This window comes from Acidicapsa borealis (genome assembly GCF_059115245.1).
Map to the genome: position 1 here is coordinate 4422735 of NZ_JCACNY010000001.1, position 17143 is coordinate 4439877.

Sequence of the window (17143 nt, forward strand, 5' to 3'; positions counted from 1 at the left end):
TGCGGACAAGGGTTTAGGCGCGTGGGGTCTGCTGCCGCTCGAAGGCTCCGCCGAAGCCCTGCAAACGCAGGTTGTTGTCCCACTCCTTGGCGAATTGCTTGTGTTGCTCGTGTAAACGGGATAGGCGAATGTTGTGGCCGCGCTCGATGGTGCGGCTCCACTGCTCTACGCCTATGTAATCGTTTCGAAAATAGAACGGGTCAAGGTGCGGCCCGTCCGCAGTGCCAAGCTCGAAACACATCTCCGGGTCGCGCATCAGGTCGCCGTTTTGTTCGCCGTAGTGGGCTACGGAAATTGCAGGAAGTCCGCTGGGGCCTGATTCGCTGGTCGCTTCGATCACGAGCGCCATATACGGCGCGTTCTCGATCTTGAGATAGAGGCTGGGATTCCAGCCTCCAGCTTTCTTGAGGATTTCGAGGAGGGTCTGCATTACGCCACCTCCGCAAGTGCTGCATCGTTGGCGTCCTCTGAGGTGGTGGGCTGCTCGGCTCGCGTCTCGTTGGTCGATTCCTGCTCGACTGCCGGGGTCTCGATTGCCGAGAGAATTAGGGCCGATGTGCGTTGAATGACTTCCAAGCTCTCGGCTAGAAGTGCCGCGTTTCCGTGGTAAAGATGGATATAGTCGACGCTGGCGTGTCCTGCGTCTAGTCCGATGGTCTGCGAGACAACGAAGGCGATTGCCTCGGCTTCTGTCTCCCGTACCGTCTTGGTGGTAGCGGTGCGGCGAGAGCATTTGTGCAAAAGTTCGTGGCTCGCCTCATGGACCAAAGTTGAAAATTCTTCTGCTGCGGACTGGCCGGGAAGGATAGCGATCTTTCCTCCGTAGCTCACGCCTAAAGCGGGGGCGATGCTCTCCTTGAATTCAAGCTCGATCCCCTGGGCGAGGATGAAGTCGATCATGCGTTCGCGGTACTCGCCAACGTCGCCCTTGACGCGCTCTTTCAGGTCGGGAAGCTCTGCCCCTTCGGTCTGGCTCACGTCGAACACGTATACGGCGCGGAATCCGACTAACACGGGCTGATACTGGTAGGGTGTGTCCTTCTCGGTTTCCGAATCCTTCTTGCGTTTGGTGCCCATCAAGGGGGCTAGAATGCGGATGCCCTTCTGTCCCTTCTTCACCCTGCGGCCAAGCTGGTTCCACGCATACATCCCGGCTACTCTCGATGCGGCTGGCATTTGCGAAGCACTCACACACTGCCCATGTTTCTCTGACGATTCACTATGCGCATCATCCTCAGTTTGGGCGGACGGTAACGCTAGTTCGGCGCGTTTCGTTTTCCGGGCAGCCTCGGAACCAGCTTCAGTTGCTTCTTCCCAGCGGCGATCAGCTTGTCGTTCCCGCATGGATGCTCGATGAAGAGCATTGCCGCGGCATGGCGGTGGTCGAACGACCAGTGATAGCGCTCTCCGCGCTTCTTGCCCTGCGCTCTCTGATCGACACCCAGCCAGAAGACGGCTGCCCCGATGACTCGCTACCTTCAGAAGCATCTTCGCCAGGAGGTGCATTCGGTGAGCCCACCACGCCAGGGATCTCTTCCCTGGGACAAGACCAAGCCCCAGCAGCTCCCGCAGACAGCGCAGGTGCGCTGTCGCGAGTTGCTCAGCCAGATGCTGCTCCGAACCATGAGCGGCGTAACCCCCGCAGAACAGGAGAGCGATGAGCGAGAAGATTCAAGCCATTCACATTGATCGGGAGGCCTGCGTCTATGTACGGCAGTCCTCCATGCAACAAGTCCGGACACGTCTTGAAGGGCAGCGTCGCCAGTACGACCTTCGCGAACGTGCGCAGACACTGGGCTTTCAGCGTGTCGTCGTGATCGACGAAGACCAGGGCCGCACTGGAACGGGTTCGGTCGAACGTCCCGGCTTCGGCAGATTGCTTGAGTCCGTTTGCTCCGGCAGGGTCGGCGCCGTCTTCGCTTTGGAGGCCTCGCGTCTGGCAAGGAACAACCGCGACTGGCATCACCTGATCGATCTCTGCGCGATGGCCGGGACACTCGTCATCGACCACGACGGCGTCTACGATCCCAGTCTGCTCAACGACCGGCTTCTGCTCGGTCTCAAGGGCACCATGAGCGAGTTCGAGATCAGTCTGCTGCGCCAGAGGGCGATGGAGGCGCATCGTCAGAAGGTGCGGCGCGGCATGGTGATGACGCAAGTGCCTTTGGGCTACGTCCGCACCGAAGAGGAAGGGATAGAGAAGACGCCCGACCGCCAGGTGCAGGAGGCCATCGCCGGTATCTTTCGCAAGTTCCATGAGCTGGGCAGCGTGCGTCAGGTGCTGCTCTGGTACCGCGATGAAAAGCTTCCCCTTCCCGTTCTCTCGCGTGAGTCCGGCAACCGCAAGACGGTCTGGATCGAACCCATCTACTCCAGCCTCTGCGGCATCCTCAAGAACCCGGCCTATGCAGGCGTCTTCGTCTGGGGCAGGAAGCATACGCGCACCTCCATCGTCGAGGGCCGCGCCCGCAAGACACGCGGTCACGCTCGACCGCAGGACCAGTGGGAGGTCGTCATCCCGGACCACCATGAAGGGTATATAACGTGGGAAGAGTTTATGCGCAACCAGCAACAGATTCGCTCCAACGCAGGATGGAACGCCCGCATGGGAGGACTGAGCGGCGCGGCGCGCAACGGGCCCGCACTGCTGGCGGGACTGCTGCGATGCGCACGCTGTGGCCGCGCGCTTCAGGTCTTCTATACCTCCAGCAAGCGGGACGGGCCGCTGCCGCGCTACGAGTGCAGCGGAGACCGCGCCCATAAGTTGAAGCGCAGTTGCATCACCTTCGCTGGTTGGCGAGTCGACCGGGAGATCGCAGCCGAGGTGCTCGAAGCCCTGCGCCCTCTCGGCGTGCAGGCCGCGCTCGATGCGCTCGAACAGACCCAGAACCGAACCGATGAGAAGCGGCGCTCGCTCGAACTCGCACTCCAGAAGGCACGCTATGAAGCTAGCCGTATCGAACGGCAGTACCAGGCAACAGAGCCGGAGAACCGTCTCGTCGCAGCAGAGTTGGAGAAGCGATGGAACAACGCACTGACTCATGCCGACGATCTGGAGCGCCGCCTGGAAGACGCGACCGCATCGGCACTTCAACTCACCCCGGAACAGCGGGAACAGTTGCTCACGCTCGGCGACGATCTCGAACGCTTGTGGGACCATCCCAGCTCGCCGATGGCGTTGAAGAAGCGCGTCCTCAGAACGGTGCTTGAGGAAGTCGTCGCCGATACCACCGATGAGCCTCCCGCCGTCCATCTCAAGCTGCACTGGGCTGGCGGTACCCACACGCAACTGACGGTGCGCAAGAACAGGACTGGCGACCATAACAACGTCAACTCGGAAGAAGTAACGGAGTTGATTCGTGAACTCGCTCTTGTCTGCGACGACCGCGCCATCGTGTCTATCCTGAATCGGTTGGGTTATCGAACGGGTCACGCTAACACTTGGACGGAGAAGCGTGTGCAGCACGTTCGACATACCAAGGGATTTCCGGCATGTCCGCCGCCGGAACAGCGCCTCTGGATCACGATGCAGCAAGCCGCCGTCGCACTGGGTATCAGTCAGGCGTCGGTTCGCCAATTGATCGAACGAAAGATCTTACCGGCAAAACAAATCGTCAAGTTCGCCCCGTGGACGATCGAACGCGCTCACCTCACGCTGCCAGCCGTCCATAGAGCCGTCCGTCTCATCCACACGGGCCGCCGATCTCCATCGCGCGTAACCAGCAACGCCCAAACCCCTATGTTTATTGACTCCAGCGAGGTGTAGCACTATGTCACTGCTTTCTGTCGGGCGATTTCGAGAATGTTCCCGAACGAATAGTTATGGAATTTACCCATTGCGGTGAGGTAGGCGGTGAGTCCTTCCGAGTGTCCTGCCTCAAGCTGCTCGATGAGTAGCTTTACGTTGGCGGCGATGACTTCTTTGCTGGTCTGCGGCTTGGGTTCGGTGGGAAGGGTGGCGACGTTAGCGTTAAGAGTGTTCTTCATGGTGGTTTTGCTCTCCTTGGTTCTGGCTTTTGTCTTTGCCGCAATGGAATCGCGGCATCCATATGCCGAACGCCACCTGGCGAAGGCGGGGGTAGCAAGGTGCAAGGGGAGGGGTCTCCCCACCCTTGGAGAGGAGGCGCAGCCGGAACGGAAAGGGCGAAGCGAAGCGGAGGTCTGCACAAGCGCAGCGCGGAAGATTGGGGATCCCCTTGTGGCGCGCGACGGGGCTGGCCCCTTAGCAGGCTTGTCTACCGTGCTTATGCGCGTTAGCGCACTTATGTTTGGGGGCGTTGCGGGGTGTCCCCGCAGGATTGGGGAGTCGGAAGACGAAGCCGGTGGTTCTTTGCCGGCGTTGGCTGGAGCTGGGGCAAGGGGTTTTCCCTTACCCCAGCCAGTTCTGTCGCACGGCCTTGCGCCTCGCCGCAGGCTTCATCTTCTTCCTTGTACAACCGGTATACCAGATGCTTGCCCACTTCCCAGCCTTCGCGGTTCAAAAGTACGCGGATCTTGCGACATCCATAGCGCACCCTCGCCTGAGCAATTTCGCGGATCGCATCCGCAACTCAGTCCGTGGATCGCAGTAGCTGCGGTAGCGGTACGTGCCGCGAGTCATGCAAAGAACCCGGCACGCTCGCCGCTCGCTTACCCGGTAGCAACGCACCAGGTGCTCTACCGACGGCCCATGTCGCGATCCCCGCCTTCCGGATCACCTCGGCGACTGGAACGCCTACCTGCGCTTGCTTCAATACCCCGATCATCTGCTCCACACTGAATCGCTTCTTTTTCATCAGCAACTCCCCCTTATCAAGTTGGGTTTTGCCGAAAGACTAACACTTCAACTGGCTCAGAAATACCGGGACCGATCAACTCGGGAGCAACGCGGAAGTGGTGAGTTTGTCCCAAAGCTCAAAAAGTGATTTGGCGGTTCTGCAGTGAATGGTTAAATTCTAACAAAGGTACGTATAATTCCCTTTATCGAAGTTTCCCCATGTAGTCTAATGTCCGAGGTCGGTATGCCTAACACAGCTTGCAAACCAGGGTTGCTGGTATCAGGGCTTCTTTCCAATGCAACTGGACGGTTGATATTGCGCCGATTAAGTCAGGATGTGGTGCAATTCGGATTGAAGCTTAAGGTAATTCCGAGGCTAGCTATGCCTTTACGCGACGCCACACTCTTATTCCTTGTAGTTCTTCTTTGTGTTTCCCCAAGTCAGCCTCAGCAGAACACAGCCATACTCACCCTTCAATCCACGACCACTCTCGTCTTTCTCGATGTCACAGTAGTCGACAAGAAGGGGCATGTAGTTACTTCCGGCCTCACCAAAGATGATTTCTCCATCACCGAAGACAAGCGCCCGCAGCGCATTTTCTCCTTTGAAGCGCCAGAATCCCACGCTGCCGATAAGCGCTCCTCGGATGACACTCCGGATGGCAGCGCCACCACCATCTTCATCCTCGACCAGCTCAACTCTAGCCTGGAAGACTTCGCGTTCCTATGCGACCAGGTGCAAAAGTACTTGGAAAACCAACCCTCGCACCTGTCCGCCCCTGCGGAGTTAATGCTTCTCGGCAATCACTCTTTGGAACTCATCCAGGGATACACGCGCAGCCGCAACGATCTCCTTTTCGCTTTGAAGCATGTCCCCACCGCCATTCCCTACAAAAACGTCGCAGCTTTCAAAGATGAGCGCTTCTTCCAGTCCATCCAGGCCCTCCAGCAGATCGCACTCCAAAACAACGGCATCACCGGCCGCAAAAACATCATCTGGATCGGCCGCGGAGGCCCCGGCACCGTTTTAGCGTGGCGGAACATCTACTCCGTCGACAAACTTGAGCGGTTCGCGCACGAGACCACCAACATGCTCGTCGATGCCCGCATCAGCCTCTTTCTCATCTTCCCTGGCCTGAGGGTCCAGGAGTTAAACGCCTTACCAGGATCCAAAAGCTCGGACACCACCACAGGCCTTGATCCCTTCGGGGGCGATATCAACTTCGGGGACTTCGTCAATGAAACCGGCGGCAAGCTCTTTTACAACGAGAACGATGTCGACGAACTGATCCGTCAATCGCAGCGCATGGGCGGCCAATACTACACCCTCACCTATCAGCCAAGTGAGTCCGGCTCACCCACCGACGCGGACGGTAAGTTCCGTCGCATCCGCGTCACCCTCCGCAACCCGAACCTGCAGGTGATCACCAAAGCGGGCTACTACGCCCCGGACAAGAGCCACCCGATTGACGCGGAAAAACAAACCATTCTAAACGTCTCTCAAGCGGTCCAGTCCTCCATTCCCTACACCGGGCTGGCCATTAAAGTCGACAGCATCGTCCGCCATACCGAGTCACGCACCGTCAACGTCACCCTCATCGTCCAATCCAAAAACATTCACTGGGAATCCACCGAAGACGGTAAAAGCAACGCCAATCTTATCTTCATCGCGGCCAGCTTTTCCTCAACCCACCAGATCCTCACCTCCAAACTTCAGGGCATCGCTTTTTCGGTTACCACGCAGGAGCAGGTAGCATTAGCCCACCTGAACCTGAGAACCTCCATTACCCTCCGCCTTCCCTACAACGCCCGGTCCATCCGCATCGCCGCCCAGGCTGAAGACGGCGGCAGCATAGGCGCCACGGATCTGAACCGCCAAGCCATAGACGCTCTCTCGGTGATCGCGCCCCCTATCCCTACCCCGAAAATTTCTCCCGGAGGATGAACCCGCGACTTCCACCCTGGCTTACAAGCGCCCTTGCCCTCCTTCGTCCCCCCTGTCATTCCTCGACAGACAGAAAACGATAAACCATAACCGAAAGGCTTGCTCAAAAGCAAAGAACCCATCAATGGGGCCTCAGCCTTGTGAGGCGATTCCACTTATCATACGGCTACACCGATGATGGCACGTTGGGATCGAAACAGCGCCGCCGAACGTAAGCGTTCGAAGCTCCCCTTTGCACGCTTACTCAATGCGTGTGACGTCCGACGTTTTCAACAAGCTCCTAGGCTTGTCAGTGTGACACTGCTGTACGAGTTTTGGCCTTTGCCAACACAACTACATCGCTGGTATCACCGCGAATACTGATAGGTTGCGATTCCGTGGAGTACGCTTGAAGCAAATTCCATTGCCCTCTTGAACCATATTCTCCATCGCCAGCATCTCGCACAGATAACGAATAATCTCCTTCTGGAACTAACGCAAAATGAAAAGAACCGTCACGTTCTATCTTCGCCGTATGCGACCTAGTCTGATCGTCAGAATAGAGAAGATCTATGTTACCTCCATTAAGCGCATGTCCATCACCAACTGAAACTACCGTTCCAGACAGACTGTGCAGTTTAGCCAGCGGGATTACGATGTCTCTGTCAGTCATCTCAGTACCGGTCGTCATTTTGATTGGTTTAGCGTCTTTTGCGCGAAACACGTCACCCGAGAATACATTTACAGTCTGCTCATGTGAAGTCCTCACAGAGAGCGGAGGACCCAGAAAACTCCTGGGCTCGATATCCATGTCCACTAGTCGCATGGTTACGCCGACCACTACTTCACCTGCTGGCAGACCCGAAATTCTGAAGCGTCCCTCATCGTCTGTCTTCGCCTCATATAAAAGTCGTTGCGTCATGCCTCGAGTATCAGCCCCCCAACTCTCGTCTTTTTGCCTGTGGAGCAGCATGATGGAAATGCCGACCCCCGGACTTCCGTCGTCATATCGCACAACCCCGCTGACAGCAGCACCCCGCTGAAGTTGTACTTCCGCCCGAACCGGCTGTGCCCCGTCGATTTTTACTCTAGGAAGTTCCTTATTCAGTTTGTCAAGGATATCTTCCGTTGGATGGGCAAGCTCCTCTTCGGTGAACTGGGATGTCGGGTAAGTGTATCCTGGTAACTCAGCGAGTACATAATAAATACCTGGTTTGACACCATCCACAGTAAAGGCTCCATCGATCCCAGTAGTAACTGCTCTCGACACCTCCCTTGACGATTCATTGCCTTGAGAAGCTGCGTTTCCGTGAGATACATTTGGAATTGGCTGCAGCGTGACTGTTGCAAATTTGGCAGGCGTGTTGGTATCTGTACAAAAAACATGACCAAATACCCTACCGGTGATTGCCGAAGTTGTCTGGGCGACCAGTTTCCGACAGCAGATCGGATAGGCCAATAGGCAGACCAGAAGTATGCTTACCCTTGTGAATTCAGGTAGAATCCGCTTGTCACTATTTCTCAATCTTGTTGTCCTCCTTTGAACCTCGTCTATAAGGCGGCTCAAATGTGCTCTCCTGCCGCCTTCACACAGCGGCTTTATTTGATCCTGCGAAGAAAATCAATTACCGCGTCCTGACGGTGATCCGACAGCATTCCAACAAGTGCTGAACTGATCTCGCTATCATTGTTGACTATTAATATTGTCGGCGTGCCGTCCACCCCAAACGCTGATAAGTCGCCTTCGTACATTCGATCATTTGTTGCTATATCGGGCACAACAGCACGCGAGATGTTGGTAGCTACAAATACTACATGCGCTTGAGTGTTTCCTTCGGCTTCCAGTTGTAGAAGTCGAGTATAAAAAGGTTTGCTTGCCTCGCAATAGTGGCAACCTTCCCGCACGAGGATAAGTACTGTCGCTCGATGCTGTGACCAGTCGTATGCGGGAGTAAGCCTTGCTAGGGAATAATGGCTCATGTCTACCCTTAGCAAACTTCTCTGTCTATACACGTACAAGCCCCCACAGAGAGCGATGAGTAGTATGAAAATACCCACTTGCGCATGCGTTTTAGCATTGGTCGTCGATTTAACAAGATCTGGCAATTAGATGCGCCCGTCACCCTATGATCTGCAGGGCTCCTTTTTTAAGAAGTCGAAGCACCAGAGCACGATCATCAGGAGCACACCTGAGAAGCTCTCCTATGTTCTGCGGCACTTCCATTTCAGCATTTTCGATCTCTGGGGCTAAGCTCTCATTGAAAGTATTTGTTTTTAGTGCCGTTAACGTCGCTGCAGAATACCTTGCGTAAAGACTGGAGAGTGGTGCTCTAGCTTTCGGATACTGCTGAAAAACAGCCTTAAAATCCAATGTTGGTCTCTTAGGAGTGCCTGCTGTCTGTCTGGATATAGCCAGTTGGTGGTCCCACAGCACGCGATACTTTTCCATCACCGAAGACCACGTGAAATGATCTCTCACGCGTTGGCGGCCCGCCTGGCCAAGCGTGCGCCTCAAGTCTTCAGAAGCTAGCAGTGTGTTCAGACAGCGAGTCATTTGAGCTACATCTGGTATAGTCCGTGACGCGAACTCCTTTTCCATCAGCAATAGTCTGCTTGTTACATCCGCTCCATATGCATCTTCCAGATCCTGCGTGTCCATCCAGGTATCAACCAAGAAGCCAGTCACTCCCTCAAGAACAATATCCCGGTATCCACTCCAGTTTGAGGCAACGACCGGAAGTCCTGCAGCCATGGCTTCTATTAGCGACAAGCCAAATGTCTCTTGAATATTATCCACAGGTGAAACAAAGACATCAGCCGCAGCATAGAGAGCCGTCTTCAAGAGAGGCGAAAAGTTTGTTATGACTTTTACCTTGTCCCGGATCCCATAGTTCATAGCGAGAAACTCGAGCCTGCCAGCATACCCCGGCTCTACTTCATTTCCAGCAATAACTATCGTTGCGCGAGGATGTGTGTGACACACCTCCGCAAAGCTCAGTATTAGTGGTTCCAAATCTGCCTTGTAGGTAGATGAAAGTCTACCAAGATATAGAACGACCTGTTGTTGCTCATCCAAACCTATCAGTTGTCGCGCTGCTTCAACGGAAAACGGATTACAGGCTTCTTCCTGGACAGCAAGGGGCAGGGTATGAATCAGATTGTCCACTGTATTCGGCAGTTCGCGTCCTGTTCGATCCTGCATAACAGCGTGAACTTGGCTAAGTGCCTCTCGAACGGCAAATTCGCCTGCCTTGCTCGAAACCACGATTGAGTCGTACGGCTCCGCGAATGTTACTAGGGCCAAATAGATACTCAACATGTCCTCAAACGGCACGGCGTGAATGAGCGTGCATATTGGGAGGGGAACATGAAAGCGTCTGCGAGCATGTGCTAGATATGGAAAATCACGAATCCCGACAAATGCTACTTTCTCTGACTTTGCCTCTGAAGAGTCGTTAGCCAATGATGCATAGGAAACATATTTCGTGTGATTATGTGGCGTTGGGAAGGGCGCAGGCGCCTCCGAACCCATAGTCGGTTTGCTCAAGGAGGATGCACTCAATACATATAGGCCCTTAGCCACACCATATCTGAGCGCAGAGTTGATTAGAGCGCCCTCTGCAATTGTTGCACCATTGCGATCGGCAGAGGAAAAAGATGAGCCTGAGATTTGACTTTCAAACAAACTTAGTAAATACATAGTCCTCGGGTCGGGTGTACAACGGTCAATCAGTGGGTTTGATTTTGCAGCTAGCAGCGCTTGCACCTCGATCTACGAGACCGACGGAGTCAAAGCCCTGGACCATCAACGTGTACCCAGCCATGTCACAGACGGGTATCGTTATTTTGGAGCAGTCCACGAGTATTGGCTTCTTGTTGTCGAGCTCAACTGGCCCACGCACTTGGAGTTGATTTAGGGGGATACCGACAGCACCCTCTCGCGATATCTGCCTGAACTCAGCAGTATCCCTCACATCTACCAGTTGACCTTCGCGAACCTTTTTGGAAAGCTCGTCATCAGTCACAACTCGAGTTGATCCTTCTTTCTTTTCAAATTCTTCCTTAAGATCCTCCGATCCGTCTACCGCACTTAGCACGGCACTACCTTTCGATACTGTTTCAATCAATTTAGAACCTAGCTTGATGTGAAGCTCTGGCACGTTGGCGGCGGGAATAGACATTCCAGATTTCAATGTAGGAGTTGAGATGATATGATTCGCGGACTCGGCCCGAACAAGCATGGCACTCTGATAGATGTCTGTGAGCAATCCCTCCCAAAATCCTTCGACAATGCCGTGACTGTCTACCAAGATCAGAACGGGAGTTCCTACAATATCCAATCTATTTAAATTTTGTACAACAAAGTGTGAACTAGGAAGTGCGAGCCGCGACTTGTACCAAACTACTGCCGCTTTGTTTGGCACAACTACCCAGAGTGGAATACCTTTTTGAGTTGCCAGGGCTGCTAATCGTTGGTGAAAAGCAAGATTCTTTTGCGAATACTCTTCTTGAGGATCAACAAATAGGACATAAGTGTGCTGCGCAGTAAAAGGTGGGAGTCGGAACGTTTTCGCGTTTGTTCCAATCTGCATATGGTGCTTCGAAGGATGGAGCATGTCATAACTAAAGCGTTGAAATGAAAACAGCATCAAAGCGGGAATGCCCACAAACGCTACCTCCCGCAGGAATCGGTGTACGCGGAATGTCATTCGGATCGAATCCTATGGGGGTGTTGTGTGTGGACAGGTCTGTGGATATGCTTGATTACGCTCTTTGGAGCGTAATCAAGCATTTGCAAGTGCCACTCTTCGTGCCTATTGGGCTACAGCCTAGCAGCTATCGCCGGTGATGTGGCAATAAGGGCCAGTAGGGCCGCTTAGGTTTTGGCATGATGTGCCCGTCGATCCTGAACCGCCGGTGTATGTCACGCAAGTTCCCGCATTTGAGCACTTGTAGCATTGGCCATCGACATTAGAAGGAAACGCTAAGCTAAGGCCATAACCCACCAAAGCAATATTCAACGCACGCATGGCTAGTAATCGCTTGTCTATTGGCATTGCAACCTCCGAGAGTTAGCTGCCTCGTATTCATATTCTCTGTTTGAGGTCATTGTCAAGACCTTTCTAAGGAATATTACTGTTGAATCCTGTAGTATTTATTAACTATTAAATAGCTCTTAACGTCTCTCGCGCTTACTGTAGTTGGCGGCGTTCCTCGTCTCTAAGCTCATATGACTCTACCATCTACCAAAAAATGATCCCGTGTGCTTTCTACTTCTCTCAAGAAGGATGGCACGTGAAAACTCACTCGATTGTGGTCTTTCGCTTCCAAGTCACTTCTGTGAAGCGTTAGGGTGATCTGTCCCTGGGAGCGTCGGAAGTAGGGGTACTAGCTGCCTGCGCAGCCGGGATCTGTAAAGCATCCAGCCGGTCATTGATTCTTCCGATATCGCGCTGAAGAAGTAATAGGATCAAGTGGCGTCAAGCAAGATGCCGAGGACATCGGTATACGCGTATGGGTCAAGGGTGACGAAGGTGGAATGCCCGGCTGCTTTTGTACCAGAGTCAATGAGACAAACTGGTATGAGAGGAGCCATTCATGGCACGAGGAAAGAAGCATACGGCTGATCAGGTTGTGAGTTTGCTGCGGCAGATTGAAGTGGCGGTGGCGAATGGGAAGACGACGGCGCAGGCCAGCAAAGAGGCGTTGATCACCGAGCAGACCTACTATCGCTGGCGCAAGGAGTTCGGCGGTCTGCAGGTGGATCAGGCTCGGCGTCTGAAGGAGCTGGAGCAGGAAAACGCGAAGCTGAAGCGGCTGGTCGCCAAGCTAAGCCTGGACAAGCTGGTGTTGAAGGACATCGCCTCGGGAAAGTTCTAAGCCCTGAGCGACGACGTTGTGCAGTTAATCATGCGCAGGAACAAGGCATGAGCGAGCGGCGGGCGTGCCAACTGGTGAAGCAACCACGCGGCACAAAGCGTTATCGGCCGACACAGCGGGGAGACGAAGATCGACTCACCCAGGCCATCATCGTGCTGGCCAGCCAGTATGGCCGCTATGGGTACCGCCGCATCACGGCGCTGCTTCAGCGAGACGGATGGCGAGTAGGCAAGGATAGGGTGGAGAGGATCTGGCGTCGCGAAGGGCTGAAGGTACCGAAGAAGCAGAAGCCAAAAGGGCGGTTGTGGCTTAACGATGGGTCGTGCGTACGCCTCCCGCCGGAGCGTGCGCGCCATGTATGGAGTTACGATTTCGTCAGCGCCAAAACACACGATGGACGCACCGTGCGGATGCTAAATCTAATCGATGAACACAGTCGGGAGTGCCTGATGATCCGATGCGAACGGAGCTGGTCGAGCGCCCGGGTGATCGCGGCTCTGGCCGATGTGATGGTCTTGAAGGGAGTTCCCGAGCACCTTCGTTCAGACAATGGCCCTGAGTTCGTGGCCAGAGATCTGCGCAAATGGCTGGCTGCCACTGGAGCTAAAACACTATACATCGAACCAGGCTCACCGTGGGAGAACGGCTACTGCGAGAGCTTCAACTCGAAACTCAGAGACGAATTCCTGAACGGCGAGATCTTCTACTCTATGAAGTAAATACGCGTGCTGGCCGAACGATGGCGCGTCCACTACAACACCGTCAGGCCACACTCCTCGTTGGGTTACAGACCGCCCGCGCCGGAAGCCTGGCTGACAGAAACATCCCAGGGGTATGGAAAAGTGGAAAGCAAAGAACTCTTCCCACTTTTCCACACCCCCGACTGCGGCGAGATAACTAACTCAAACGCTGCGCTACACTAACAATCTCACTGGTGCAAAGCATCGGGCATGGCACGCGCTTGAGAGTTTTTGCCTCTCTCGCGCTCGAAGCAACCAGGTGCTGACACGGCACCATAAGTCGGCTCAAATTGGAGCCGCATTTCGATTTGCATCTGTGAACGCACTAGGAACGTCCGCATCTCGATCGTTTCTGACAGAACTGGAGTCGATCCTTAATGAATCGTCTGACGGCGTGAAAGCCCGCTCGCTCCTCGAGGCGTTTTCGCGTCATGACGATCCTTGGTGGCTCGAGGTTATGCGGGAAGCAAAGCCAACCGAAGGTCAAGACCTGCTGGCTGCCTCACGCGCTGTCATATTGGAGCGTCAGCCGAACTTGTTGAGTGTTTGGAAGCGGAAGGGCGATCTGACAGACGAAGAGCGGAAAGAAATCAACGCCCTGGCCGCACGAGAAACCGATGATCTGGAAGCATTTGAGCGCGCAACACGGAAACTTCGAGAGCAGCAGAACATCCTGATCGCGATCCATCGTTTCAAGCCCTTTACGAAAGCCGCCGATGGATCCAGTGTTCTGATTGTTCGCACACGAAAAGGGCTCCGCCCGGCGTCCGAAATGTCCTCACTTCTCCGGTCACTAGATGCCGCGTGGGTGGATGACGTTCATATGCATGCATTTACATCCGAAAAGAATAAAATGACCGCGGCCGATGTGATCTCGGCTATGAAAAAAGCTCTGGTGGCAGCCAAGAAGGGTCCCAAATCGAAGGCGAAGAGGGTGTCTACATCGAAAGCCAAAAAGGTGTCAGCGTCGAAAAAGAGAGGTGCGCGTTCATGAGAGATTTGCGTCATAATGGAGAAGTGAACATGCTTACAACGACTTCCATCTTCGAAACACTGGGCACGAAGCGTTTTGATTCGTACAAAAGCCTATTGTCGAACGTTGCCTCGTTTTGGGAGACGCATGCTGGTCGGCTACCATCTGAGATCGGTCCGAGGGATGTTGTGGCGAAAGCCGTGTCATTGCATTTACTCAGGAAAAATGCCGACGGATCAATCGTGGTCGTTTCGCCAAAGCGATCGAAAAAGCCTGGTCATGGCTCCGCAAAGAAGAGAACTGTGGCTGGCCGAGTAGCTCTCTAAACCAGCTAGGGGTGTTTCTGCCTTCGGATCTCGAGGGCAGGGACCGAGTCGCTCTTATCTGCTCTTCCAAATCCACATTACAGAAGTTCTGTTATCAGACTTGCTTACATAAGTAAGTGGCCGAAGTTGGCAAGAGGCATCTGACCGCCGCGCTCCATAAAGACTTACATCTTGGTCCGTGACAAGCTGTCTTTTCTGGCCGACTTCACCGCCTGATCTCCGAATTCTGCTCAAGGATCTACCGCGTACTTTCCTACCTTCATCTCATCAGGAATATATCTCGCAATACGACTTTATTGCTTGTCCCTATCCAGATATAGTTTGGCCTCGCAAGCCGCCTCAGCTAACGCTTCAAGCGCCTCTGCTCCGCTGCCAGCGTAATGAGAGAGATATAAGTTTATCTCGGATATCCTAGGCATTACTCTGTCGACGAGCGCTCTTAGATCCTTCAAGGTTGAGCCATCCATTTTCGCGCTTCTATCTTCATCGTCGCTTATTGCCCAAGCCTGGGCCAAATCAGCCAAATATTCAAAAGCCTTAGGCAATTTAACCATATTTGTAGGTCGCCTATGATCGGTAGTCATTTGACTCAAAAACCCAGCAAGGGCTTTGAGCCGGACAATAACTCGATCGACATCATCCGCTTTAGCATATAGAACTACCGCGTTTCGATAAAAATGCAAGCTCTCCTCTTGAGCCAAGCTTAGTGAACTGAGCAATTTATGAAAGTTTACAGAGTTCCAAATCGAGATAGCTTTCTCCCGAATCGGCTCTAGAACGAATAAAGGCAAATCTCTCACGGCAGTAATTCCAGACTGCATCATTCGGGTGGACATAATTTTGTCGCTCCGATTGATCGACCACACTCCTGCTTCTACATCAATCTTAATCTTTGAAGCGACAATCTCACCATTGAACTTAATCTCAGTTTGAAGCGCGCCAAGCGTACAGCGTATCTCTTCAGTGAATGTTCCGTCGTAACCTGTCCCGCCGCGCAAAGTTACATTAACATCTCGATGGTTTATCCGCCTTATTCGAGATCCCAATGTCTTACTGAGATCGGACATAACTTTTGTTTGAATAGGAGCTTGCATAGTTGTCACTTCTTCTCTGGTGGAAGTGGGTACTTGGTATAAACATTTTGCTTGATCTGTTCCAATTTTTCCGGAGAGACAGGCCCAGTGCCGTAGGGATGTTGATTTCGGAATTCATTCGTAATCTGCTGTGATACGCGGCGTCGATATCTACTGTCTGTCCCTTGGGATTTCCTCCTAGATACTTAGGATCTATGTGATGAGCTTCAAGCTTTCCTACTTTGTTGAGATAAACACCTGCAGCATCATCTACGCCCCTATTATGCGCCGCGAGTGCAGCAGCCTCTTCTTCTTCGGCTTCTATCATCAGAGCTGTCGCCGCTCGAACTTGTGCTTGCTCTTCTACGATTAACTCCTGGGTTGAAAGGTCTTCCCCCCCCCCGCCATCATTTCTTCCACCTCTTGAACAGAAATCAAGGCAGTGAGAGTACCTATCTGCTGCTGAAGAACCTGAGATTTCGGCACGGGCACTACTTCGACAGTCACCGTTGCTGGCGATAGCTCTGCATCGGTTTTAAAACCCTTACCGTCGATCCAATTTCGCGTCCGCTGCCACCAATGTGGAGAATGCCCGTCCGGATCTACTAAGCTCATTGGATTGTTTCTATCGTAGCTATATTGGTTTAGGCTCTGGGGGTTAGTCAGTATTGCAAAAGGAATTGAATGAGGTACTGGTGACCAATCCGGTGATAAGAACCGCCCTACTCTACTCGCATAATATCTAGCCCGAAGTAGTCATTTGCTGATTCGGCATCTCTTTCTTTGCCGGTCAAAAACCGCGCTCGATGCGGAGAGATTTTCGCCTGCGGATACACACTTCCATCAACTATTGACTATGCCACTCAACGGCATATCCAAGCGCAATCGAGAGCTACCGTGTTATCTCCTCCCTATGCCGCAAGCAGCGCGTACTTTGAGATGCTGGCCGGGGCACGGAACGAAGCCCACTGCCGGATGGTGCAGCGTCACAACCCAGGATTCGGGCCGCCAGTTCATTCTTTCGATCCGCGCTTCGAGGGCGAACGGCTTGCTACAACAGCCAGCCAGAGGAAAAAACATCCCATTGCAGCCCCGGCAGTCGGGGCGACCCACGAATACCTATGCCACGCCTCGCCTGCTATGTAGAGGATAGAAAGACCGACCCTCAGAAAGCTCATTAGTGCCAAAAAACCGAATAACCATGGTACCCATTGCCTCCCTGCTCCTCCAGATTCTCTGCCCGCTCCCGCCGAGACGTTTTCCCTACTGCTTGTCACGACGATGGCCGCAATCGCAATGAATCCGAGAATCTGCACACCAACGAGTGCAGGGATAACCCTCGCGGTCAGATCGGGATTCGCAACCATCGTAATGAACCCAGCTAGATCAAGGACGGCTAGCGTTGCAATCGCAATAATCAAAGGCACGTGCTTCGACTTCACTTCTCCACCTTTCTGCCAATCATGCATTG

At 53.6% G+C, this 17143-nt stretch carries 12 protein-coding genes and 5 pseudogenes; 5 read left to right on the forward strand and 12 right to left on the reverse strand.

Features of this window, described 5'->3' with window-relative positions; genetic code table 11:
- Positions 1-13 precede the first annotated feature (13 nt).
- Both AC5S27_RS18220 and AC5S27_RS18225 read right to left on the reverse strand, forming a co-directional pair.
- Complete coding sequence (locus AC5S27_RS18220) at positions 14-430, reverse strand: DUF6908 domain-containing protein (RefSeq protein WP_493935988.1); 417 nt, start codon at positions 428-430, stop codon at positions 14-16.
- Positions 430-1185 (reverse strand): annotated as a pseudogene (locus AC5S27_RS18225) (zincin-like metallopeptidase domain-containing protein); the annotation flags it as partial. The gene AC5S27_RS18220 and the pseudogene AC5S27_RS18225, both read right to left, overlap by 1 nt.
- A gap of 279 nt (positions 1186-1464) precedes the next feature.
- On the opposite strand from AC5S27_RS18225, the gene AC5S27_RS18230 reads away from it, so the two are divergent.
- Positions 1465-1689 (forward strand): hypothetical protein, encoded by a 225-nt coding sequence (locus AC5S27_RS18230; protein ID WP_493932670.1) that lies wholly within the window; start codon positions 1465-1467, stop codon positions 1687-1689.
- The gene (locus AC5S27_RS18235; protein ID WP_493932671.1) at positions 1658-3766 is read left to right on the forward strand and encodes a recombinase family protein; all 2109 of its coding nucleotides are present in this window, start codon (positions 1658-1660) and stop codon (positions 3764-3766) included. Before AC5S27_RS18230 ends, AC5S27_RS18235 begins: the two co-directional genes overlap by 32 nt.
- 14 nt (positions 3767-3780) lie before the next feature.
- Here the strand turns inward: AC5S27_RS18235 and AC5S27_RS18240 are convergent.
- Together AC5S27_RS18240 and AC5S27_RS18245 are read right to left on the reverse strand one after the other, a co-directional pair.
- Positions 3781-3987: pseudogene (locus AC5S27_RS18240) on the reverse strand (DUF1738 domain-containing protein); the annotation flags it as partial.
- A gap of 434 nt (positions 3988-4421) precedes the next feature.
- Positions 4422-4775 (reverse strand): annotated as a pseudogene (locus tag AC5S27_RS18245) (IS3 family transposase); the annotation flags it as partial.
- 363 nt (positions 4776-5138) lie between these two features.
- On the opposite strand from AC5S27_RS18245, the gene AC5S27_RS18250 reads away from it, so the two are divergent.
- Positions 5139-6701 carry a VWA domain-containing protein gene (locus AC5S27_RS18250; RefSeq protein ID WP_493935989.1) on the forward strand — a complete coding sequence of 521 codons (1563 nt, stop codon included), beginning with the start codon at positions 5139-5141 and terminating at the stop codon, positions 6699-6701.
- A gap of 289 nt (positions 6702-6990) precedes the next feature.
- On the opposite strand, the gene AC5S27_RS18255 is transcribed toward AC5S27_RS18250, so the two are convergent.
- The 4 genes from AC5S27_RS18255 to AC5S27_RS18270 form a co-directional block, all read right to left on the reverse strand.
- Positions 6991-8205, reverse strand: a complete 1215-nt coding sequence (locus AC5S27_RS18255) for a carboxypeptidase-like regulatory domain-containing protein (protein WP_493935990.1) — start codon at positions 8203-8205, stop codon at positions 6991-6993.
- Positions 8206-8279: 74 nt separating this feature from the next.
- The gene (locus AC5S27_RS18260) at positions 8280-8660 is read right to left on the reverse strand and encodes a thioredoxin family protein (RefSeq protein ID WP_493935991.1); all 381 of its coding nucleotides are present in this window, start codon (positions 8658-8660) and stop codon (positions 8280-8282) included.
- Positions 8661-8799: 139 nt separating this feature from the next.
- Positions 8800-10380: a glycosyltransferase family 4 protein gene (locus AC5S27_RS18265; RefSeq protein WP_493935992.1), complete on the reverse strand. Its 1581-nt coding sequence runs from the start codon at positions 10378-10380 to the stop codon at positions 8800-8802.
- A 25-nt stretch (positions 10381-10405) separates the two neighbouring features.
- Complete coding sequence (locus AC5S27_RS18270) at positions 10406-11347, reverse strand: rhodanese-like domain-containing protein (protein WP_493935993.1); 942 nt, start codon at positions 11345-11347, stop codon at positions 10406-10408.
- A 931-nt stretch (positions 11348-12278) separates the two neighbouring features.
- Here AC5S27_RS18270 and AC5S27_RS18275 point away from each other — a divergent pair.
- A pseudogene (locus AC5S27_RS18275) lies at positions 12279-13483 on the forward strand (IS3 family transposase).
- 211 nt (positions 13484-13694) lie between these two features.
- Entirely contained in the window at positions 13695-14294 is a 600-nt protein-coding gene (locus AC5S27_RS18280) for a hypothetical protein (RefSeq protein ID WP_493935994.1), read from the forward strand.
- A gap of 598 nt (positions 14295-14892) precedes the next feature.
- Here the strand turns inward: AC5S27_RS18280 and AC5S27_RS18285 are convergent.
- From AC5S27_RS18285 to AC5S27_RS18300, 4 genes and pseudogenes are all read right to left on the reverse strand, one after another.
- Positions 14893-15693 (reverse strand): hypothetical protein, encoded by an 801-nt coding sequence (locus AC5S27_RS18285; RefSeq protein WP_493935995.1) that lies wholly within the window; start codon positions 15691-15693, stop codon positions 14893-14895.
- Positions 15650-16000, reverse strand: a complete 351-nt coding sequence (locus AC5S27_RS18290; protein ID WP_493935996.1) for a hypothetical protein — start codon at positions 15998-16000, stop codon at positions 15650-15652. The genes AC5S27_RS18285 and AC5S27_RS18290 overlap by 44 nt, the downstream gene beginning before the upstream one ends.
- A 41-nt stretch (positions 16001-16041) precedes the next feature.
- Positions 16042-16413, reverse strand: a pseudogene (locus tag AC5S27_RS18295) (RHS repeat-associated core domain-containing protein); the annotation flags it as partial.
- A 272-nt stretch (positions 16414-16685) separates the two neighbouring features.
- Positions 16686-17141, reverse strand: coding sequence for a hypothetical protein (locus tag AC5S27_RS18300; RefSeq protein WP_493935997.1), 456 nt, complete (start codon positions 17139-17141; stop codon positions 16686-16688).
- Positions 17142-17143: the final 2 nt, after the last annotated feature.